The organism is Haemophilus parainfluenzae (genome assembly GCF_036288925.1).
Taxonomy (GTDB): Bacteria; Pseudomonadota; Gammaproteobacteria; order Enterobacterales; family Pasteurellaceae; genus Haemophilus_D.
This window is the reverse complement of record NZ_CP127167.1, coordinates 247,087-269,759: the sequence shown is the minus strand read 5'-3', so window position 1 is coordinate 269,759 and position 22,673 is coordinate 247,087. Positions and strand designations below refer to the sequence as shown.

At 40.1% G+C, this 22,673-nt stretch carries 24 protein-coding genes; 19 read left to right on the top strand and 5 right to left on the bottom strand.

All coding sequences use genetic code 11. From position 1 onward, the window contains the following. Positions 1-45 precede the first annotated feature (45 nt). Positions 46-537, top strand: coding sequence for a signal peptidase II (gene lspA, locus QQS40_RS01335; RefSeq protein ID WP_289902188.1), 492 nt, complete (start codon positions 46-48; stop codon positions 535-537). Beyond that, positions 534-1,478 (top strand): 4-hydroxy-3-methylbut-2-enyl diphosphate reductase, encoded by a 945-nt coding sequence (gene ispH / locus QQS40_RS01330; protein ID WP_065244609.1) that lies wholly within the window; start codon positions 534-536, stop codon positions 1,476-1,478. The genes lspA and ispH overlap by 4 nt, the downstream gene beginning before the upstream one ends. A gap of 48 nt (positions 1,479-1,526) precedes the next feature. Here ispH and copM read toward each other — a convergent pair whose 3' ends face one another. Continuing rightward, on the bottom strand, positions 1,527-1,898 hold the full coding sequence (copM, locus tag QQS40_RS01325) for a CopM family metallochaperone (protein WP_049357924.1): 372 nt from the start codon (positions 1,896-1,898) through the stop codon (positions 1,527-1,529). Between the two features lie 131 nt (positions 1,899-2,029). Between copM and rdgB the strand changes: the two genes are divergently transcribed. The 8 genes from rdgB (at position 2,030) to QQS40_RS01285 (ending at position 8,701) form a co-directional block, all read left to right on the top strand. After that, positions 2,030-2,629 carry an RdgB/HAM1 family non-canonical purine NTP pyrophosphatase gene (gene rdgB, locus QQS40_RS01320; protein WP_049357925.1) on the top strand — a complete coding sequence of 200 codons (600 nt, stop codon included), beginning with the start codon at positions 2,030-2,032 and terminating at the stop codon, positions 2,627-2,629. Between the two features lie 38 nt (positions 2,630-2,667). After that, entirely contained in the window at positions 2,668-2,985 is a 318-nt protein-coding gene (locus QQS40_RS01315; RefSeq protein WP_128786856.1) for a heavy metal-binding domain-containing protein, read from the top strand. Between the two features lie 143 nt (positions 2,986-3,128). Beyond that, positions 3,129-3,479 (top strand): helix-hairpin-helix domain-containing protein, encoded by a 351-nt coding sequence (locus QQS40_RS01310; RefSeq protein ID WP_289902189.1) that lies wholly within the window; start codon positions 3,129-3,131, stop codon positions 3,477-3,479. A 213-nt stretch (positions 3,480-3,692) separates the two neighbouring features. Next, a complete protein-coding gene (focA, locus tag QQS40_RS01305; protein WP_289902190.1) occupies positions 3,693-4,547 on the top strand; it encodes a formate transporter FocA in 855 nt (284 codons plus the stop codon). Between the two features lie 53 nt (positions 4,548-4,600). Next, entirely contained in the window at positions 4,601-6,913 is a 2,313-nt protein-coding gene (gene pflB / locus QQS40_RS01300) for a formate C-acetyltransferase (protein ID WP_172621991.1), read from the top strand. An 82-nt stretch (positions 6,914-6,995) separates the two neighbouring features. Next, positions 6,996-7,286, top strand: a complete 291-nt coding sequence (locus QQS40_RS01295) for a putative quinol monooxygenase (RefSeq protein WP_128786860.1) — start codon at positions 6,996-6,998, stop codon at positions 7,284-7,286. A 116-nt stretch (positions 7,287-7,402) separates the two neighbouring features. Then, entirely contained in the window at positions 7,403-8,143 is a 741-nt protein-coding gene (pflA, locus tag QQS40_RS01290; protein WP_049357935.1) for a pyruvate formate lyase 1-activating protein, read from the top strand. Positions 8,144-8,197: 54 nt separating this feature from the next. Beyond that, positions 8,198-8,701, top strand: coding sequence for a surface-adhesin E family protein (locus QQS40_RS01285; protein WP_329505656.1), 504 nt, complete (start codon positions 8,198-8,200; stop codon positions 8,699-8,701). Between the two features lie 121 nt (positions 8,702-8,822). On the opposite strand, the gene efp is transcribed toward QQS40_RS01285, so the two are convergent. Further along, entirely contained in the window at positions 8,823-9,389 is a 567-nt protein-coding gene (gene efp / locus QQS40_RS01280) for an elongation factor P (RefSeq protein WP_049357938.1), read from the bottom strand. Between the two features lie 36 nt (positions 9,390-9,425). Between efp and epmB the strand changes: the two genes are divergently transcribed. The 9 genes from epmB to QQS40_RS01235 all read left to right on the top strand — a co-directional run bounded on the left by epmB (position 9,426) and on the right by QQS40_RS01235 (position 19,708). After that, complete coding sequence (epmB, locus tag QQS40_RS01275; protein ID WP_329505654.1) at positions 9,426-10,442, top strand: EF-P beta-lysylation protein EpmB; 1,017 nt, start codon at positions 9,426-9,428, stop codon at positions 10,440-10,442. A gap of 73 nt (positions 10,443-10,515) precedes the next feature. After that, positions 10,516-11,895, top strand: coding sequence for an opacity-associated protein OapA (gene oapA / locus QQS40_RS01270; protein ID WP_329506700.1), 1,380 nt, complete (start codon positions 10,516-10,518; stop codon positions 11,893-11,895). A 103-nt stretch (positions 11,896-11,998) separates the two neighbouring features. Next, entirely contained in the window at positions 11,999-12,379 is a 381-nt protein-coding gene (locus tag QQS40_RS01265; RefSeq protein WP_289902191.1) for an Opacity-associated protein OapB, read from the top strand. Between the two features lie 32 nt (positions 12,380-12,411). Continuing rightward, positions 12,412-13,116: a DNA repair protein RecO gene (gene recO, locus QQS40_RS01260; protein ID WP_289902192.1), complete on the top strand. Its 705-nt coding sequence runs from the start codon at positions 12,412-12,414 to the stop codon at positions 13,114-13,116. 36 nt (positions 13,117-13,152) lie between these two features. Next, on the top strand, positions 13,153-14,463 hold the full coding sequence (gene rlmD / locus QQS40_RS01255; protein WP_289902193.1) for a 23S rRNA (uracil(1939)-C(5))-methyltransferase RlmD: 1,311 nt from the start codon (positions 13,153-13,155) through the stop codon (positions 14,461-14,463). Positions 14,464-14,565: 102 nt separating this feature from the next. After that, a complete protein-coding gene (gene relA / locus QQS40_RS01250) occupies positions 14,566-16,815 on the top strand; it encodes a GTP diphosphokinase (RefSeq protein ID WP_329505651.1) in 2,250 nt (749 codons plus the stop codon). A gap of 20 nt (positions 16,816-16,835) precedes the next feature. After that, positions 16,836-17,192: a diacylglycerol kinase gene (locus tag QQS40_RS01245; protein ID WP_128786865.1), complete on the top strand. Its 357-nt coding sequence runs from the start codon at positions 16,836-16,838 to the stop codon at positions 17,190-17,192. Positions 17,193-17,306: 114 nt separating this feature from the next. Beyond that, a complete protein-coding gene (locus QQS40_RS01240; protein ID WP_289902195.1) occupies positions 17,307-18,563 on the top strand; it encodes a GntP family permease in 1,257 nt (418 codons plus the stop codon). A gap of 14 nt (positions 18,564-18,577) precedes the next feature. Continuing rightward, positions 18,578-19,708 (top strand): glycerate kinase, encoded by a 1,131-nt coding sequence (locus QQS40_RS01235; RefSeq protein ID WP_289902196.1) that lies wholly within the window; start codon positions 18,578-18,580, stop codon positions 19,706-19,708. Positions 19,709-19,766: 58 nt separating this feature from the next. Here QQS40_RS01235 and xerD read toward each other — a convergent pair whose 3' ends face one another. The 3 genes from xerD to proC are packed head-to-tail and all read right to left on the bottom strand — an operon-like array spanning position 19,767 to position 22,638. Beyond that, the gene (gene xerD / locus QQS40_RS01230) at positions 19,767-20,660 is read right to left on the bottom strand and encodes a site-specific tyrosine recombinase XerD (protein WP_005698164.1); all 894 of its coding nucleotides are present in this window, start codon (positions 20,658-20,660) and stop codon (positions 19,767-19,769) included. A gap of 2 nt (positions 20,661-20,662) precedes the next feature. Next, complete coding sequence (locus QQS40_RS01225; protein ID WP_289902197.1) at positions 20,663-21,823, bottom strand: 3-phenylpropionate MFS transporter; 1,161 nt, start codon at positions 21,821-21,823, stop codon at positions 20,663-20,665. Continuing rightward, the gene (gene proC / locus QQS40_RS01220) at positions 21,823-22,638 is read right to left on the bottom strand and encodes a pyrroline-5-carboxylate reductase (RefSeq protein WP_289902241.1); all 816 of its coding nucleotides are present in this window, start codon (positions 22,636-22,638) and stop codon (positions 21,823-21,825) included. Before proC ends, QQS40_RS01225 begins: the two co-directional genes overlap by 1 nt. Positions 22,639-22,673: the final 35 nt, after the last annotated feature.

The window sequence follows — 22,673 nt, the reverse complement described above, 5'->3', positions numbered from 1 at the left end:
GAGTTGCTAAAATCATCGTCCATTTATAAAGACAGATAATTTCCTATGACAAAAAATAAAACAGGACTTTCATTCCTTTGGCTAAGTGCGGTCGCTTTTATCCTTGATTTACTGACCAAATATATTGTGGTACAGCGCTTTGATTTATATGAAAGTGTGAACCTATTACCCATTTTTAATTTAACCTATGTGCGTAACTATGGCGCAGCGTTTAGTTTTTTAGCTGAGCATGATGGTTGGCAGAAATATTTCTTTATTGTGCTTGCGATTGGGATTTCTTTAATGCTGGCTTACTTTATGAAAAAGAATTCGGCAGAGCAAAAATTACAAAATTCAGCTTATGCACTGATTATCGGTGGCGCATTAGCCAATATGGTGGACCGTGCGTATAACGGTTTTGTGGTGGATTTCTTAGATTTTTATTGGGATATTTATCATTATCCGGTATTCAATGTGGCAGATATTGCGATTTGTATTGGTGCGGGTTTATTAGCATTAGATGCCTTTAAAGGTGATAAAAAGAGCGGTCAAAAATGAAGATAATTTTAGCTAACCCTCGCGGATTTTGCGCGGGTGTCGATCGAGCCATTAGCATTGTTGAATTAGCACTTGAAATTCATGGTGCACCAATTTATGTACGTCATGAAGTGGTGCATAACCGTTTTGTGGTGAATGGTTTGCGTGAGCGTGGGGCGATTTTTGTAGAAGAACTGAGCGAAGTGCCAGATGGCGCCATTGTGATTTTCTCTGCTCATGGCGTGTCACAAGCTGTTCGTCAGGAAGCGAAAGATCGTCAGTTAAAAGTATTTGATGCAACTTGTCCGTTGGTAACCAAAGTACATATGCAAGTGGCTCGTGCGAGCCGTAAAGGGACGAAAGCGATTTTGATCGGACACAAAGGCCATCCCGAAGTGGAAGGCACAATGGGACAGTACAACAACGAGGAAGGTGGTATTTTCTTAATTGAAAGCGTGGAAGATATTGCTCGTTTGCCGGTTCAAGAAAATGATGATTTAACCTTTATGACACAAACTACGCTTTCTCTTGATGATACGGCGGAAACTATCAGTGCATTGAAAGACAAATATCCAGCTATTCAAGGCCCACATAAAAACGATATTTGCTATGCGACAACCAATCGCCAAGAAGCAGTGCGTGAATTAGCGAAACAATGTGATTTAGTGGTCGTTGTAGGCTCTAAAAACTCATCGAATTCTAATCGCTTAGCTGAGTTGGCATCGCGTATGGGTGTGAAATCAAAATTGATTGATGATCCAAATGATGTGACAGCAGATTGGTTTGAAGGCGTTGAAACAATTGGCGTAACAGCAGGGGCCTCAGCACCCGAAGAGTTGGTGCAATCTGTGATTGCTCGATTAAAAGAATTTGGTGCGGATAGCATTGAAGAGCTTCAAGGCTTAGAAGAAAATATGTTCTTTGAAGTGCCAAAAGAGCTACGAATAAAAGAAGTAAACTAATTCTATTAAAAAAGTGCGGTTAATTTACCGCACTTTTTTGGTGTTATTTTATTTTTTATTGTGCACTTTAAGCCATTTTTGCATTTGTTCAATTTCTGCCTGTTGAGCGTTAATAATATTCTCAGCAAGCTTACGCATCTCAGGATCTTTTCCGTATTTTAATTCAACTTCTGCCATTTTTACTGCGCCAATATGGTGTGGCAACATACCTGCTGCAAAAGCAACATCAGGATCTTTATATTGCGCAGCTGCCATCATGTCTTGATGCATTTGACTCATACCTTGCATTAATTCTTGTTGCATTGCAGAATCTGTCGACATTGGCATATTCATGTGTGCTTGATGCGGTTGTTCATTAGCTTGGGCATAAATTGAAACTGCAGCAGCGCTAAGTGTGATAAAAGTCATAAGTTTTTTCATGTTTTTCTCCTATGTGATAACTGAATGAGCACCAATCATAAACTTTGACCTAAGGTTAAAGTCAATATTTATTCCGAAAATTTTTGGTGAGGTGCTAGAATAAGACAATATTTGATATGAGGAACAGAATCATGAAGCAAAAAATTGTGCTTGCCACGGGCAATAAAGGCAAAGTAAAAGAAATGGCAGACGTATTAGCCGATTTCGGTTTTGAAGTGATTGCTCAAACGGATTTAGGCATCGAAAGCCCAGAGGAAACGGGCTTAACGTTTGTCGAAAATGCGATCCTGAAAGCGCGTTATGCATCTGAAAAATCAGGTTTACCGGCTATTGCAGATGATTCCGGTCTTGTGGTGGATGTGTTAAATGGTGCGCCAGGATTGTATTCTGCACGCTATGCGGGTGTAGATGGTGAGGAAGCCGATGCGAAAAATCGTGAAAAATTACTGGCAGAATTAGCTGATGTACCAACTGAACGTCGCCAAGCAAAATTTGTGAGTACGATTGTGTTATTACAATACCCAAGTGATCCTTCTCCGATCATTGCTCAAGGTGAATGTGAAGGGAATATCATTTATGAAGAACGAGGTGAAAACGGCTTTGGTTACGATTCGCTCTTTTTTAGCCCTGAAAAAGGTTGTACTTTTGCAGAATTAGAAACCGTAGAGAAAAAGAAAATTTCTCATCGTGCTAAGGCATTAGCCATTTTAAAATCAAAATTAAGCGTCTAAAGTGCGGTTAATTTTTAACGAGAATTTAAGGATACAAAATGATTGTGACAACAACCCCTAGTGTTGAAGGGAAACAAATCGTAGAATACAAACAAGTCGTCTTTGGTGAGGTGATTGCGGGGGCAAACTTCATGCGTGATTTTTTTGCTGGCATCACAGATGTGATTGGTGGGCGTTCTAGTGTTTATGAGCGTCGTATTAGTCGCGCGCGTCAAGATGCGTTGAAAGAACTTGAAGAAAAAGCAAATGCCTTGGGTGCTAATGCCATTGTTGGCGTAGAGGTTAATTACACAACGGTAGGCACGAAAAGCATGTTTATGGTGATTGCAAGTGGCACGGCAGTGGTGGTGCGCTAAGGTCGTTTTTCATTTACTTAAATGTAATTTTTGCGATCATGATCGCAAAAGTGCGGTCAATTTCTTGCGTGTTTTTGGTCTTTCTTAAAAATGTCGCTGTTGATATAAATCAACGGTACTTTTTATTAATAAAGGGCATTTTTATGAAATTGATGAAACATTTATTTAGTTCATTATTTGTTGCAACCACAATGTTGAGCTCGCAAGTGTTTGCAGAAGAACAAGTGGCTGAACAGGCTCTACCTCAAGCGCAAGTTCAGCAACAAACTGCATCACAAACGACACAACAAGCAGTGAGTGATAAATTAAATATCAATACCGCCAGCGCATCAGAAATTCAAAAAGCGCTAATTGGTATTGGTGCGAAAAAGGCGGAAGCCATTGTACAGTATCGTGAAAAGCACGGTAATTTCACTATGGCAGAACAATTGCTTGAAGTACAAGGCATAGGTAAAGCAACCTTAGAGAAAAATCGCGATCGCATCGTGTTTTAATCTCTGTTATTTATATATAAAAAGCGGGATAGAGATATCTCGCTTTTTTTTGTATTTGAGTAGAAAATTTACCAAAACTTGCAAAATATCAAATTTTTTTGAAATAAATGGGGGATTTCTTGCAAAGGTTTTTTAAGAGAGTAGAATACCAATAGGTATAAAAATACCTATGTTGAAGTATAAAAAGAATAAATTAATTATTTGGAGTCAGATATGGCATCAGAAAATTTAAATCAATCTTCTGTTGCTCTCACATCAGTTGAAGCAACGGATTATGCTGAAAACATCGCTGCGTATAAAGCGCAAAAACGTCCATTTTTATCATTCATGTCTGGTATTAGTGCTGGGGCTTGTATTGCATTAGCCTTTGTATTTTATACGACAACTCAAACAGCGAGCGCTGGTGCGCCTTGGGGATTAACCAAATTAGTTGGTGGATTAGTCTTCTCCTTGGGCGTAATTATGGTGGTGATTTTAGGTTCAGAATTATTCACCTCTTCTACTTTAACCTTAGTTGCCCGTGTAGGCGGAAAAATAACCACAACCCAAATGATTCGAAATTGGATTGTAGTATATTTGGGCAACTTCATAGGCGGTTTATTTATTGCTGCGGTGATTTGGTTTGGAGGACAAACCATGGCAGCAAATGGTCAATGGGGTTTAACCATTTTGGCAACCGCTCAACATAAGATTCATCATACTTGGTTTGAAGCATTTAACCTTGGTATTTTATGTAACATTATGGTGTGTGTAGCGGTATGGATGTCTTATTCCGGTAAAACTGTTACAGACAAAGCATTTATTATGATCATGCCGATTGGTTTATTTGTCGCATCAGGTTTTGAACACTGTGTGGCAAATATGTTTATGATTCCACTAGGCATTATCACAGCTCATTTTAGTACACCAGAATTTTGGCAACAAATTGGTGTGGATCCAATGAAATATGCAGACTTAGATCTTTATCATTTCATTGTGAAGAATTTAATTCCCGTAACGTTGGGCAACATTGTGGGCGGCGCAGTTTGTATCGGCTTATTCCAACGTTATTTAACTAAAGCTCACTAATGTACTAACGAACTAACAGACTTATTTTTTATCAATTAAAAAAGGAAATGACTATGTCAGAACTTAATGAAGCACAAAAAGTGGCGTGGACAGGGTTCGTTGCCGGTGATTGGCAAGAAAACGTCAACGTGCGTGATTTTATTCAGAAAAACTACACCCCGTATGAAGGTGATGATTCTTTCTTAGCTGGTCCAACCGAAGCGACAACAAAACTTTGGGAAACCGTAATGGAAGGGATCAAAGTTGAAAACCGCACTCACGCGCCATTAGACTTTGACGAACATACGCCTTCAACGATTATTTCTCACGCGCCAGGCTATATCAATAAAGATTTAGAAAAAATAGTTGGTCTTCAAACAGATGCGCCATTAAAACGTGCCATTATGCCATTTGGTGGCATTAAAATGGTGGAAGGATCATGCAAAATTTACGGTCGTGAATTAGATCCTGAAGTGAAAAAAATCTTTACTGAATATCGTAAAACCCACAACCAAGGTGTATTTGATGTTTATACGCCAGACATTTTACGTTGTCGTAAATCGGGTGTATTAACTGGTCTTCCAGATGCTTACGGCCGTGGTCGTATCATTGGTGACTACCGTCGTGTCGCACTTTATGGTGTTGACTTCTTAATGAAAGATAAATACGCACAGTTCTCTTCTTTACAAAAAGACTTAGAAGATGGCGTAAATCTTGAAGCAACTATTCGTTTACGTGAAGAAATCGCAGAACAACACCGTGCATTAGGTCAAATGAAACAAATGGCGGCAAGCTACGGTTATGATATTTCTAACCCTGCAACTAATGCTAAAGAAGCCATTCAATGGATGTACTTTGCTTATCTTGCTGCAATCAAATCACAAAACGGTGCAGCGATGTCATTCGGTCGTACTGCAACCTTTATCGATATCTATATCGAACGTGATTTACAAGCAGGTAAAATTACTGAAACTGAAGCGCAAGAATTAGTTGACCACTTAGTTATGAAACTCCGTATGGTTCGTTTCTTACGTACACCTGAATACGATCAATTATTCTCAGGCGACCCAATGTGGGCAACTGAAACCATCGCAGGTATGGGGTTAGACGGTCGTACATTAGTAACCAAAAATACATTCCGTATTTTACACACCCTTTACAACATGGGTACTTCTCCAGAACCAAACTTAACTATCCTTTGGTCTGAACAATTACCTGAAAACTTCAAACGTTTCTGTGCGAAAGTATCGATTGATACCTCATCAGTTCAATACGAAAATGATGATTTAATGCGTCCAGACTTCAACAATGATGACTACGCAATCGCATGTTGTGTATCACCAATGGTTGTGGGTAAACAAATGCAATTCTTCGGTGCACGTGCAAACTTAGCGAAAACATTGTTATACGCAATCAACGGCGGTATCGATGAAAAATTAGGTATGCAAGTAGGTCCGAAAACAGCACCAATTACTGATGAAGTGTTAGATTTTGATACAGTAATGACTCGTATGGATAGCTTTATGGATTGGTTGGCAAAACAATATGTGACTGCATTAAACGTAATCCACTATATGCACGATAAATATTCATACGAAGCAGCATTAATGGCATTACATGATCGTGATGTATACCGTACCATGGCTTGTGGTATTGCAGGTCTTTCTGTTGCGGCAGACTCACTTTCAGCAATTAAATATGCGAAAGTTAAACCGGTTCGTGGTGACATCAAAGATAAAGATGGCAATGTTGTAGCAAGTAACGTAGCAATCGACTTTGAAATCGAAGGTGAATATCCACAATATGGTAACAACGATAACCGTGTTGATGACATCGCTTGTGACTTAGTTGAACGTTTCATGAAGAAAATTCAAAAACTTAAAACTTACCGCAATGCAGTGCCTACACAATCTGTATTAACCATTACTTCTAACGTGGTTTATGGTAAGAAAACGGGTAATACTCCAGATGGTCGTCGTGCTGGTGCACCATTCGGACCAGGAGCAAACCCAATGCACGGTCGTGACCAAAAAGGTGCGGTAGCATCATTAACTTCTGTAGCTAAACTTCCATTTGCTTACGCGAAAGATGGTATTTCTTATACCTTCTCAATCGTACCAAATGCGTTAGGTAAAGATGCAGAAGCACAACGTCGTAATCTTGCTGGCTTAATGGATGGTTACTTCCACCACGAAGCAACAGTTGAAGGTGGCCAACACTTAAATGTGAACGTGTTAAACCGTGAAATGTTGTTAGATGCAATGGAAAATCCGGATAAATATCCACAATTGACTATCCGTGTATCTGGTTACGCAGTACGTTTCAACTCTTTAACTAAAGAGCAACAACAAGACGTCGTAACTCGTACATTTACTGAGTCTTTCTAAGTAAATAATATTATGTTTTAATATAAACCACTCACAGACTAGTTTTGTGAGTGGTTTATTTTTATATATAGGAGAGCAAATTATGCTAACAGTTATTGCCCAATTTTCAGTAAAAGCAGACAAAATTAATGATTTTCTAACTCAATGCAAAGAATTAATTAAGCATACTCGTCAAGAAACAGGATGCGTATCTTATGAATTACAACAAAATAGTGAGCAGGCTAATCATTATGTTTTTATTGAGCAATGGAAAAGCAAAGCCGATTTAGAACAACATTTTGCAACGTCACACTTTACCTCAATTGTACCTGTATTGGTCGAGTATTGTGAACAAGCGCCAGTGGTGCAAACCTTTCAAAAAGTTAGCGAATAATGACCGCACTTTGATAAATATATTTTAATTATGAGCCTGATTTTAAGTCAGGCTCATTTTTTATAGATGATATTTTTGGTAAAATTTAGCTAGATTAATTTTTTGGAAATTTATGTATGTCTGTGCTAGGAAGAATTCACTCCTTTGAATCCTGTGGAACCGTGGATGGCCCCGGTATTCGTTTTATTTTATTTATGCAAGGCTGTTTAATGCGTTGCAAATATTGCCATAACCGTGATACTTGGGATCTTGATGGTGGGCGCGAAATCAGTGTGGAAGAACTCATGAAAGAAGTCGTGAGCTATCGCCATTTTATGAATGCAACTGGTGGTGGTGTGACAGCATCAGGTGGTGAGGCAATTCTTCAAGCAGAATTTGTGCGTGACTGGTTCCGAGCTTGTAAAGCAGAAGGGATTAATACTTGTTTAGATACTAATGGGTTTGTACGTCATTATGACCATATTATTGATGAACTACTCGATGTAACTGATCTCGTTTTGCTTGATTTAAAAGAACTGAACGACAAAGTACACCAGAATTTGATCGGCGTACCGAATAAACGGACGCTGGAATTTGCGAAATATTTGCAAAAACGTAATCAGCGTACCTGGATTCGTTATGTAGTAGTTCCAGGCTATACCGATAACGATCATGATGTTCATCTGCTCGGACAGTTTATTGAAGGTATGACCAATATTGAAAAAGTCGAACTTCTACCTTATCATCGATTAGGTGCCCACAAATGGAAAACCCTTGGGTTTGACTATGAACTCGAAGATGTATTGCCACCGACAAAAGAGTCGCTTGAGCATATTAAAAATATCTTAGAGGGATACGGACACACCGTAAAATATTAAGCGATAGTATGAAATGGTAAACAGCAAGCTTCAGTAAGCTTTAAGGAGAGAAAAATGAAAAAATTAGCATTAACGTTTTTAGGTATAGCCCTTTTAGCAGGCTGTTCAGCTGTCCAACCGACACTTTATCAAGAAGAGGTGAAACTAAGCCCACCTTCTAAAGATAGAGTGGGTTATGTTCGATTGGTAAAAGATAAAAATTACTATATTGATGCTGATTCTATTTGGGTCGATAACCAAGATTTAAACCAAGTGCATTTTGATGCAGTCGTAAATTTGGATAAAGGTTTATATGTGTATCCAAACGAAACTAGACGTTATGCACGTTCTGTTCGCCAATATAAAATCTTAAACTGTAAGAACTACCATTTAACCCAAGTTCGTACCGATTTTTATGATGATTTCTGGGGCGAAGGTTTACGTGCAGCACCGAAAAAACAAGAGAAATACACCATTAGTTTAAAGCCGAATACAACGCTCTATGCTGCCGCACAAATCATTTGTGTGAACTCAGATAGAAAACCTTCTTTAGAGTTAGAAGGCTCAAAAGCAAAATAATCAATCAAAGTGCGGTTAGAAATAACCGCATTTTTTATATCTATAAAACTAATGAGCAAGCAATAAAAAACGGCCAATATTCATCAAATATTGACCGCTCTTTTTATCTCATTATAAAAGATTATTTCACACGAGAAACGTATTCGCCTGAACGAGTATCGACTTTAATCACTTCGCCGATTTGAACGAAAAGAGGTACTTTCACTACAGCGCCAGTGCTTAATGTTGCTGGTTTACCGCCTGTACCGGCTGTATCACCTTTAAGGCCCGGATCAGTATCGATGATTTCTAATTCTACGAAGTTTGGTGGTGTGATGCTGATTGGTGCACCATTCCATAAAGTCACGATACAATCTGCTTGATCTAACAACCATTTTTCTGAATCACCTACTGCTTTTGCATCAGCAGAGTATTGTTCGAATGTTTCTGGGTGCATGAAATACCAGAATGCATCATCTTTGTATGAATAAGTGAGGTTAAGATCCATAACATCAGCAGCTTCAACCGAAGTACCAGATTTGAAGTTTACGTCTAATACTTTGCCTGAAATTAATTTACGAATACGAGTACGAGTAAAAGCTTGGCCTTTACCTGGTTTAACGAATTCGTTTTCAACGATCACACAAGGCTCACCGTCTTGCATAAATTTTAGACCTGGTTTGAAATCACTGGTAGTATATGTAGCCATATTAAAAATATCCTAAAAAATAGAGATTGTTTGAAAGTGCGTATTTTAACCCGAAATATTGCGATTAGAGAAGAACAAAATTGGTTAGAAACCCTAAAAAATGCGATTTCTGATCCGAAAATCTTGCTAAAAACCTTAAATTTGTCTGTTGAAGATTTTGCCGAGGACATCGTCGCTCGTAAACTTTTTGCTATGCGAGTACCTTTACCTTTTGTTGAAAAAATGGAAAAAGGGAATCCTAAAGACCCACTTTTTTTACAGGTAATGACGGCTCAACAAGAATTTATTGAGGCCGAAGGTTTTAGCCAAGATCCTTTAGATGAGCAGCAAAAAAATGCGGTACCTAATATTCTGCATAAATATCAAAATCGCTTGCTGTTCATGACAAAAGGAGGCTGTGCAGTCAATTGCCGTTATTGCTTCCGTCGTCATTTTCCTTATGACCAAAATCCAGGCAATAAAACGAGTTGGCAGCAAGCAATAGACTATATTGCTGCACATCCTGAAATTGAAGAAGTCATTTTCTCAGGCGGTGATCCGATGATGGCAAAGGATGGTGAATGGGCATGGCTATTAGAACACCTTGAAAAGATACCGCACTTACAACGTTTGCGTATTCACTCTCGTTTGCCGGTCGTGATTCCAGAGCGTATTACGGATGAGTTTTGTGATTTATTGCTAAAAAGTCCATTACAAACAGTATTTGTAACGCATATCAATCACCCAAATGAAATTGATGAAGAACTCGCTTTGGCTATGCAAAAACTGGTAGACGCCAAGGTCACATTACTCAATCAATCAGTCCTTTTAAAAGATGTGAATGATAACCCACATACATTAAAAGTATTGAGCGATAAGTTGTTTCAAGCGGGAATTCTGCCTTATTACTTGCATTTGTTGGATAAAGTGCAGGGTGCAAGCCATTTCTATATTTCAGATGAGAAAGCGTTACAAATCTACAAAGAATTACAGACACTCACCTCAGGTTATTTAGTGCCCAAATTAGCGAGAGAAATCGGAGGGGAACCAAATAAAACTTTATACACATCTTAATATCCGATAAAATGGGCTTAGTTTTTCACCGCACTTTTGTGTGATCTTTAGTTTAGCAAATCGAGGTAACATCGTGGATAAGCAAAATCAATCTAATGACAATTCATCTCAAAATGAATTAGATTTAGGACTCAATCATTCTGACGCTATTACACCAAGAAAACGGGTTCAATCAAGTGACTCAATTTTTGATAAAGCCAAAGGCCTTTTTGGTAAAAAAGAACAACCAGATACGCAATTTCATGTTCGTCGAGAGCCGACTTTTGGCACGACAACAAGTGAACATTTTTCACCAGCTCAAGCATTTCAAAGTGAAAATGCTGAACAGTCAGCGCCATCAAGTGCTTTCGGAACTCAAGAGTCCGTTGAGAATGTTCAGGTAGAAAACGTAGCGGAAGAAAAAGTGATTTTTGAAAATGCTCCTGCAGAAGAGATTGTGGAAGAAGTGACAACTCAAGCAGAAACAGTTGCACCAGCAGCCGCTGCTGCAAGCTTGAAATCACCTGAAAAATGGAAGGTTCTACAAATGTTACCAGAAAAACATCGTCGTTTATTTATTGCGATTTTGGGTTTAGTGGTATTACTGATCATTTTCTTTGCGTTGAAACCAAACTCCGATACGGTGGAGAGCTTTGAACAACAAAATGGTAATGAAATCCCTGTCCAGTTTCAATCATTGGATCAATCTCAACCGGTTGAAACAACCGTATTAGATAACAACAATACAACCGCTCCGGCAACAACAGAACAAGCAGCAAATGAGGCTAAATCAGATACGCCTCCAGCGATGCAATATGTAGGTGACAAAGCAGATGCAACTAAACCTCAAACTGCAGAACCAGCAAAACAAACTGTTGCTCAACAACCTGCAACAGAAGCTCCTACACAACCAACTGTTGCTCCAGCTCCAGTTAAAGAGCCAGTGAAAACTGCACAACCAGCCGTAGAAAAAAATAATGCAACGGTTGAACATAAAGCAGAACTACGTCGTGAACAGACACAAGTTATTCAAGAGAAAAAACAGTTTAAATCAGCTGACAAAGCGAGCGCTCCATCTACTCAAACGGTAAGAAAAGAGCAAGCTAAAATTCAAGAGGCTAAACCTGTTGTGACGAAAAATAAGAATGTTCAGATTGTTGAGGCTAAACCAACAAGTGATAGAGTGAAAATTGGACCAGCAGAAGAAAAAACACCGCTGTCTGGCGCAACTAAAACATTAACTGTGCCGCAAGGGGTTTCATTGATGCAAGTATTCCGTGATAATAAATTGAATATTGCTGATGTAAATGCGATGACTAAAGCACCTGGTGCAGGTAATGTCTTAAGCAGTTTCAAACCTGGTGATAGAGTACAGGTTTTATTGAACAGTCAAGGACGAGTGAATCAACTTCGTTTATCGAATGGCGGTAAGTTTATTCGTCAATCTGATGGTTCATATCAATATAAAAAATAATTTTTAATGGGCGAGCAATCGCCCTTTTTTCTAGATAAGATTGTTTATCTCTGTTCATTTTATGAAGTGAACAATGATAAAAATTTTTATGGAAATAATATTTATGTTAAGAAAATTAATTTTAATTTTGACCATAGTTGGGTTGTCAGCTTGTACCCAAAACATGGTCTTAAATCAACCAACTTTACAAAAAATGAAAGTGCAAACGCTTGATAAGAAATCTCAAAAGGGATTAGTAACAGTTTATCTGTGTGAAGGAAATAAAGAAGTGAGCGTGATGCATATTAGACAGAAAAAAAAGAGTAAAAAAATATTAAGTCAAGTAACAGTAACCTTTAATGGTGTAACTGAAAAGCTAATGCGCGTGATTTCGGAACGAGGTAGAAATTATGCGAATATTCGTTGGTACTGGCAGGAACGTGATGACTTCAGCCAATTACAAACTAGCGTAGGCGAAGTACTTGCGGAACGCTGTGTTAAATAACAAATCAATTAAAATCAGGTAAGTCATTCTTTATGGATCTCCAACGCGGCTTTGTGCTACATCGTCGTCCTTATAGTGAAACCAGTCTTTTGGTAGATTTATTTACGGAGGAAACAGGACGTTTGACAGTTATTGCAAAAGGTGCTCGAGCGAAACGTTCTGCATGGAAATCTGTTTTACAGCCTTTTACGCCATTGCTTTTACGTTGGGCGGGGAAAGGCGCATTAAAAACACTCACCAAAGCTGAGCCGGCAGCGATTACATTACCTTTACAACAGACGGCTCTATACAGCGGGTTTTATGTAAATGAGTTGATTACGCGAGTGATCGAGCCAGAAACTGCCAATCTACAGCTTTTTCAGCATTATCTGCAATGCTTAACCGGCTTAGCCACTCAACCACAGGTTGAGCCTACATTACGTCTATTTGAATTTCATCTACTTAAAATCTTAGGTTATGGTATTGATTTTTTGCATTGTGCTGGCTCGGGTTTGCCTGTGGATGAATCGATGACTTACCAATATCGTGCGGAAAAGGGTTTTATCGCTTCGTTGGTGAAAGATAACTTGACCTTTTATGGTCGAGATTTACTCGCCTTTGAGCGTTTGGAATTTACTGATGAGGCAGTCTTGCAAGCGGCAAAGCGTTTTACCCGCATCGCGCTTAAACCTTATTTAGGTGATAAGCCGCTGAAAAGCCGAGAATTATTTACGCAAAATGTACTTTATTTAAAATAATCTCTTTCTTTGATATAAATAGATTAAAACACCATCATGGCTTTACTTTACGCTCCACAAAAAAAACAGAAAACCACGCAAAGAATCGTCGCAGAAATTCAGGATTTGGATTATCAAGGGCTAGGTGTCGCCAAAATTCAAGGTAAAACCTGGTTCATTGAAAATGCCTTGCCAACGGAAAAAGTGGAAGCGGTAGTGACCGATGAAAAACGTCAATATGGATTAGCGACTGCACAAAAATGGCTACAAGAAAGTAATCAGCGTGTTGAGCCACAATGTCGTTATTATGGGTGTTGTGGTGGATGCCAAGGCCAGCATATTCCTGTGGAAATGCAACGTAAAGCGAAAGAGAAAGCCCTTTTTTCTCGTTTAAGTAAACTGCAAGCAGCGCCTATTCAATTAATGCCCATGATTTGTGGCGAACAATGGGCTTATCGTCGTCGAGTACGATTAAGTTTACTGTGGAATGCGAAAAATAAAATCATTGAAATGGGATTTCGTCAGAAAAACTCCAATCAGTTAGTCAGCATTCAGCAATGCTTAGTCGCAGAGCAAGCAATCAATGATCTTATCCCCAAATTGACCGCACTTTGGGCGCAATATTCAGCCCCGAAACAATTAGGGCATATTGAATTGGTTTCTGCTGAGAATGGCATAGCTATGTTGTTACGTTACAAAGGAAATTTAGCTGAAACTGACCGCACTTTGTTGCTTGAGTTTGCTCGTATAAATGCCGTCAATTTGTTCCTGCAAGATGATCAAGGTATTCAACTTGTGCATGGTGAAATGCCTTATTATGCATTAAATGGTATTCGTTTATCTTTTGATGTTCGCGATTTTATTCAAGTGAATACCCACTTAAATCAACAAATGGTTGAGACGGCTTTAGATTGGCTTGATTTGAATCAGGATGATCATGTCTTAGATTTATTCTGCGGCATGGGCAATTTCACGTTGCCTTTAGCTAAACGCGTGAAAAGTGCGGTTGGAATTGAAGGTGTTTTTGATATGGTGCAAAAAGCCCAAGCGAATGCACAGTTTAATCACATCGATAATATTGAATTTTATCAAGCCGATTTAGACCAAGCTTTTTCAGAACAACCTTGGGCAAAACAACATTTCAATAAAATTCTTCTCGACCCGCCTCGCAGTGGTGCGGCTTTTGCACTGAATGCGTTATGTGAACTGGGTGCAGAAAGCATTCTTTACGTATCTTGCAATCCCGCCACTTTAGTACGAGATGCTGAAATTCTCCGATCTTTTGGGTATCGTATCATCAAAACGTCCATGATTGATATGTTTCCCCATACCAGCCATTTGGAGTCGGTGACATTATTTCTTAAATAAGCTATAAATTCTGATAGAATAATCAGGCTTTTTTGTTGTCTTAAAAAAGACAACTCGGTTGACAGGATGTCGCCGAGCCATATTCATCAACAAGGGGGTATTATGGTTGCAGTTCGTGGTTCTCACTTATCAAATCCGCAAGATTTTGTGATCGAACAATGGTGTTCGAGCCTTAAACTTCTAACTTCAACTGAAAAATCCCTAATTAATGCCTGGTATTATGCTCAAGCTAAGATGGCTGAACACGCAGCTCAAATGAAAAATGCAATTCTTACGTTGCAATCCGGCGTGGAGATGGTGGAAATCCTGCATGAAATGAATATGGACAGTGAAAGTTTGCTCACTGCGATGCTATTTCCATTAGTGGCCAACCAACTCGTCGATTGGGAACAAATTCAAGAAGATTTCGGTCCAAAAATCACTAAACTACTCAAAGGCGTAGAAGAGATGGATAATATTCGTCAGCTCAACGCCAGTCATTCTGCTAATGCCTCTCAAGTAGATAATATGCGCCGAATGCTCCTTGCGATGGTAGATGATTTTCGTTGCGTGATAATCAAACTTGCTGAACGTATTACCTTTCTTCGTAATGCAGAAAATCATGTTTACGAAGAAGAAAAAGTGTTAGCAGCGAAAGAATGTTCCAATATTTATGCCCCGTTGGCAAATCGTTTAGGTATCGGTCAATTAAAATGGGAGCTTGAAGATTACTGCTTCCGTTATTTACATCCAGAACAATATCGAAATATTGCTCAATTATTGCACGAGCGTCGTTTAGACCGTGAGCAATATATTGCTGATTTTGTAACAGAATTAACCGGTTATTTAAAAGAAAATATCGAGCAGGTTGAGGTTTACGGTCGTCCAAAACATATTTATAGTATTTGGCGAAAAATGCAAAAGAAACATTTGGAATTCAGTGGTTTATATGATGTAAGAGCGGTCAGAATTATCGTGCAAAAATTGCAGGATTGTTATACCGCGCTTGGTATCGTGCACACTCATTTCAAACATTTACCAAAAGAATTTGATGACTATGTCGCCAATCCAAAACCGAATGGCTATCAATCTATTCATACCGTCGTATTAGGTAAAGGCGGCAAGCCGATTGAAGTGCAAATTCGTACTCAACAAATGCATGATGATGCGGAACTTGGGGTTGCAGCACACTGGAAATACAAAGAGGGAACGACAGGTAGTCTTTCTGCTTATGAAGAAAAAATCACTTGGTTGCGTAAATTACTTGCATGGCAAGATGATATTACAGATTCTGGCGAAGTGATGGCCGAATTGCGTAGCCAAGTGTTTGATGATCGAGTCTATGTGTTTACGCCAAAAGGTGAAGTGGTTGATTTACCCGCTGGATCAACCCCTCTCGATTTTGCTTATGCGATCCACAGTGAAATTGGTCATCGTTGTATTGGGGCGAAAGTTGGGGGGCGTATCGTGCCATTCACTTATCACCTACAGATGGGTGAGCAAGTGGATATCATCACACAGAAAAATCCAAATCCAAGCCGAGATTGGGTGAATCCAAACTTAGGTTTTACCCATACGTCAAAAGCACGTGCGAAAATTCAAGCCTGGTTCAAAAAACAAGATCGCGATAAAAATGTTCCAGCGGGTAAAGAGCTGTTAGATAATGAACTTGCTCGTTTGAATATCAGCTTAAAACAAGTAGAACAGCTTGCTTTACCACGTTATAACTTAAAAAATCTAGAAGATTTATATGCGGGTATAGGTAGTGGAGATATTCGTTTAAATCAGTTGATGAACTTCTTACAAAGTCGGCTGATTAAAGTGACGGCAGAAGAGGCTGATCAAGAGATTCTTCGTCATGTTGCGAGCAAAAGCGCGAATACCGCACAACAAAAGGCACAACAGAAAGCAGAACAACAACAGAATAAAAGTTATGTAATTGTTGAAGGTGTAGGCAATTTGATGCATCACATGGCGCGTTGTTGTCAACCTATTCCAGGTGATGCAATTACAGGCTATATTACTGTGGGGCGAGGGATCTCTATTCACCGTAGCGATTGTGAACAGTTCATTGAATTACAAGTCGTTCATCCTGAACGCGTGGTGGAAGCCCTTTGGGGGGATAATTACGCGGCAGGTTTCCATATTAATATTCGCATCGTGGCGAGTGATCGTAATGGTTTATTACGCGATATTACGACTGTACTGGCGAATGAAAAAGTCAGTGTGCTAGGTGTTTCAAGTCGTGCGGACACCAAAAAACAAATAGCAACGATGGATATGGAAATTGAACTGAAAAATGTCGAAAGTTTAAGTAAAATACTGGCCAGATTAGCGAAGTTAGACGACGTTATCGAAGCAAAACGTTTATAGATTGCAACATAGGAACTTTTATGTATAAAACCACGGGATTAACCCATTTAATTAACTCTACAAAATATTCCTTACAAGGTTTAAAGAGTGCATTCAAAAATGAAACTGCATTTCGCCACGAATGTTTTCTTGCGTGCATTCTGATTCCGCTCGCATTTTTGTTAGGTGACACTAAAATTGAAATCGCGCTGATGATTTCATCGGTTTTACTCGTGATGGCAGTGGAGCTGTTAAATAGTGCAGTTGAAGCGGTGGTGGATCGTATCGGTACAGAACGCCACGAGCTTTCAGGAAGAGCGAAAGACCAAGGCTCAGCAGCGGTATTCATTGCGCTTTGCATCGTTGCCGTTATTTGGGGAAGTATTTTATTTTTCTAAAGTGCGGTCAATTTTCAGTAACAATTTCGGCTTATGTGTTTTACATAAGCCGTTTTTGTATAATGTACACAAACATTTATATATCTCAGCGGTATTGGATATAAGTAGGTATTTATGACAACAGTTTCATCTTTCGGTGCATTAGTTGCGCTTATTGTGGCCATTTTTCTTATTTTGAAAAAAGTCTCACCAGTCTATGGCATGTTGACGGGGGCCTTGATAGGCGGACTAATTGGAGGCGCAGATTTATCCGAAACGGTGAACTTAATGATCGGTGGGGCAAAGGGCATTACGACAGCCGTTATGCGAATTTTAGCGGCGGGCGTACTAGCAGGTGTACTCATTGAATCGGGGGCGGCCAGCACGATTGCCGAAACTATTACACATAAACTTGGTGAAGCAAGAGCGTTATTGGCCTTAGCTTTAGCAACACTGATTTTAACCGCTGTAGGTGTGTTTATTGATGTGGCTGTTATTACCGTTTCCCCGATTGCGCTCGCGTTAGCTCGTCGCACCAATTTATCAAAATCAGCTGTTTTATTAGCGATGATTGGTGGGGGGAAAGCTGGAAACTTGATGTCACCGAATCCCAATGCCATTGCTGCTGCAGATACCTTTCATCTGCCTTTAACGTCGGTAATGGTAGCGGGGATTATCCCCGGGATCTTTGGGTTAGCCTTAACCTATTTCTTAGCGAAACGTTTAAAAAATAAAGGCTCTTTTGTATCCGAACAAGAGAGCGTTGCCGTTGATACTCAAAATTTACCCTCATTTTTGACCGCACTTGTAGCGCCATTAGTGGCCATCTTATTACTGGCGCTACGTCCATTGGCGGACATTAAAGTCGATCCTCTCATTGCATTACCACTAGGTGGTTTAATTGGTGCGTTATGTATGGGAAAACTTCGCCACGCAAATAGCTATGCGATTAGTGGCTTAGGAAAAATGGCACCTGTGGCGATTATGTTGCTCGGTACCGGTGCTTTATCGGGCATTATTGGTAACTCGGGTATGAAAGATGTGCTAATCGAGGGCTTAAAACACTCTGGTTTGCCTCCTTATATTCTCGCCCCGATTTCTGGTGTATTGATGTCTCTTGCGACTTCGTCAACGACGGCAGGCACGGCAGTCGCATCCAATGTATTCAGCTCAACATTATTAGAACTGGGTGTAAGCAGCCTTGCGGCCGCCGCCATGATCCATGCGGGAGCGATTGTATTCGACAATATGCCACACGGTTCTTTCTTCCATGCGACTGGCGGCAGTGTGAATATGAATATGAAAGAACGCTTAAAACTGATTCCTTATGAAAGCGCGATTGGTTTGATTATGACGGTCGTTTCTACGCTCATTTTCGGAGTGTTTTATTGATGTCAGGAGAGTGTATGAAAATTGTGATTGCGCCTGATTCATTTAAAGAAAGTTTAACCGCGCTCGAAGTGGCAAATGCAATTGAAACGGGCTTTAAACGAATTTTCCCGAATGCCGAATATGTGAAATTACCGATGGCAGATGGAGGTGAGGGAACCGTGCAATCCTTAGTGGATGCCACTCAAGGTCGCCTGATTGAAACAGAAGTCACTGCACCGTTAGGCAATCAAGTAAAAAGCTTTTTCGGTTTATCGGGTGATGGTAAAACAGCGATTATCGAAATGGCGGCCGCATCGGGATTGCATCTTGTCCCGATAGATAAACGAAATCCTTGTCAAACCACCAGTTTTGGTACGGGTGAGCTAATTAAGCAAGCCCTTGATCTTGGCGTACAGCATATCATTTTAGGAATTGGCGGGAGTGCTACAAATGATGGTGGCGCGGGTATGTTGCAAGCGTTAGGCTTACGTTTATTGGATAAAAATGGTCAATCCATTGGCTTTGGTGGTGCAGCGTTATCCAATCTTGCTGAAATCCAAATGACTGATTTAGATCCTCGATTGCAACATGTGGAAATTGAAGTAGCTTGTGACGTGAATAATCCACTTTGTGGTGAACGAGGTGCCTCTGCGATTTTTGGTCCACAAAAAGGTGCGACGCCTGATATGGTGAAAGAACTCGATGCTGCATTAGCCCATTTTGCTAAAATTGCCGAGCGGGATTGTGGTAAACAAATTCAAGAACAACCAGGCGCGGGGGCGGCAGGTGGTATGGGCGGTGGTTTATTGCTTTTACCCAATGTGCAGCTCAAAGCCGGTGTGCAGATTGTCTTGGATAATTTGAAACTTGCTGAGCAAGTTAAAGAGGCTGATTTAGTCATTACCGGTGAAGGCCGTATGGATGCACAAAGTATTTTAGGTAAGACCCCAATTGGTGTGGCACGCACAGCAAAACAATTTAATAAGCCAGTCATCGCGATCGTAGGTTGTTTACGTGAGGATTATGAAGTGGTGTATGAACATGGCATTGATGCGGTGTTCCCAATTATCCGTAATCTGGATGATTTACCGACAATTCTCAAACAGGGCGAGCAGAATTTAATCTCAACAGCTCAAAATGTGGCGAGATTGTTGTCATTGAAATAAGCTTTTCATACTAAAGTGCGATCAAAAATAACAATAAATTTGACCGCACTTTTTGATCTTATCCTCTCGGATGAAATCTTTCATGAAGGTGTTTCAAGCGTTCTTTAGCCACATGAGTATAGATTTGCGTAGTGGAGAGATCGCTGTGTCCGAGGAGCATTTGCACAACACGGAGATCCGCACCGTGATTCACTAAATGCGTCGCGAAGGCATGACGAAGAACATGTGGTGAAAGGGCATCCGTATCGATTCCCGCTAACACCGCATAATGTTTTATACGATGCCAAAAGGTTTGGCGAGTCATTTGCTGAGCTCGTTGACTTGGAAAGACCACATCAGAGCTTTGTCCATTAAGCAAAATAGGACGACCGTAAAGCACGAATTGTCGCACCCAAAATGCGGCTTCTTCTCCCATTGGCACAATGCGTTCTTTGTTACCTTTACCAATCACTCGCACGACACCTTGTTGCAGGTTCATATTCTCAATAGTGAGCGTGACCAATTCCGTGACACGTAATCCTGTGGCGTACAGCAATTCCAACATGGCTTTATCGCGTAACTCGAGCGGAATTTCTACATCTGGCGTATTTAATAAATCTGTGACTTGTTGCTCGGTTAAATACTTAGGCAAACGGCTTGGTAGTTTAGGCGAACTCAGTACGGCACTTGGATCATCCGTACGATATTTCTCACGATATAAATATTGAAACAATTTTCGCATCGCACTCAACATTCGTGCAGTACTGGTAGCTTTGTAACCTTGCTCTAAACGGCTGCCTAGAAATTGTTGCAGATCTAATGGTTCAAGGGTTTCGAGGGATAAATTTTGTTTATCTAACCAATCACAAAGTGCGGTCAAATCGAGACGATAAGACTGCACAGTGTTTTCGGACAACCCTTTTTCGATCCAATATTCATTTAAGAATAAATCGACTAGCGTGAGATTATTCATGTTTACACTCTATGTACCAAAAAGGCTTTCACGCCACGCGGAGTGATAAATAAACCAATGAATGCAAAAGCAGCCATTAAGCTGAAAGCATAAACTGGAGAAATTGGATAAAGTACGCCAGAAAGTGCAGTGAAAATAGCAATGGCTGCACATCCCGCTAAAGCATTGTATAAACCTTGTAATTTTGCAATATGGTTTTGTGGTTGAGTCGTGATATAACGCACTGTTGCGTAATGCCCCGCCACATAAGTGAGGCTGTGAAAACATTGCAATAGAACGATTTCAACAAAGGTGTCGGCATAACCGAAAGCAAGCCAACGTACGATAGCAGCGATGCCAGTGAGATAGAAAAGGGCCGTAATGCTCCAATTTTTGAATAATCGGGTGGAGAAGAAAAAGACGACAATTTCTACTAATACGCTAATTCCCCAAAATAAGCCCGCATCGGAAACAGAATGACCGTGGCTTGTCCAGAAGATAGTGCTGTATGAGTAATAAGCGGCATGTGATCCTTGAATCAGTGCAATAGCGATAAATAAACGAAGTGTCGTTTTATTTTTGAGTAAGCCTAAAAATCCAACAGAATTTTCGACCGCACTTTGTGGCTCATCTTGTGGCATTGGATTGGGATGAAGTAATTGCACAATGCTATAGAAAATAAGGATTCCCGTAATCATCCATGTGATGTATTGCTCACCAATCATCCCCGCTAAATACCCAAACACCATCACACCAACAACAAATGCAAAGGAGCCAATTAAGCGTACTTTGCCGTAATCTAAATGAATTTGTTGTTGCCACGTGCTAGCGAGGCTATCACCAATCGGCATGCCAGCCGCATTCACCATGGAATACAAGGCAAGTCCAATAAATAATAACCAAAAATTATGCGACATGAGCCCGATTAACGCCATGGTGACAGCGCTGGCAACAGCTAAGTAACGTAAGCCATTCACTAAAAGAGAAACGCGTTTTATCAAGCCAGAAAATAAAATACTGCCACTAAAACGGAAAATATAACCACAGGCCAGCAATAAACCGATGCTTTCTTCACTATAAGATTGTGTTTTCAACCACGCAGGGAAAAGGGGAAGAAACACACCGTAGGCACAATAGTAACCAAAAAAGCTCAGGGTGAGCCAAGTAAAAGGACGAACTTGCATTAGAATAATTTTTCCATTTCTTGTGAGCGTGCCACGCAGGCTTGCATCGCTTGTTTAATGATGTCGTTAAATTGATGTTGATTGAACACATTTAATGCGGCTGCGGTGGTACCGCCTTTTGAGGTGACATTTTCTCGTAAAGTGGAAAGGGCAGTTTGAGGATTTTCAATCACCAACTTCGCCGAGCCTAACATGGCTTGTTGTACCAACTCACGAGCTTGCTTTTCATCTAAGCCCATTTCTATTAAGCCTTGTTGCATAGCCTCTAAAAATTGGAAGAAGTAAGCAGGGCTACTACCAGATGCGGCAGTGACTGCATGCATTTGATCTTCATTCTCCACCCAAGTGGTTTGTCCGACCGCAGAAAGCAAATCTTCCGCAAAAGTGCGGTCAGTTTCAGGCGTGTTTTTATCGGCAAATAAGCCAGCCATTCCTTCACCTACTAATGCAGGCGTGTTTGGCATGACACGAACAATGGATTTTGCTGTTGGGATGAATTCGGCTAATCGGATGGTCGAAATCCCCGCAGCAATAGAAATGATTAATTTGTTAGAAAAATCAACCGCACTTAATGGCTTGCAAACATCAGCGAGGACTTGTGGCTTAACCGCAAATAAGACTACTTGAGATTGTGTGATGGATTGCTCGTTGTCAGTCGAAACGGAAATGCCATATTGAGCAAAAAAAGCACGTTTTTCTTCATTAGGATCATTAACGATAATTTTATCGGCTGGATAACCTTGTTTTAATAGGCCTAACACAATGGCTTGTGCCATATTGCCACCGCCGATGAAGGCAATTAATTTCTGTTGCATCATTTTTTCCCGTGAGTTTATGGGCTACAATGCTG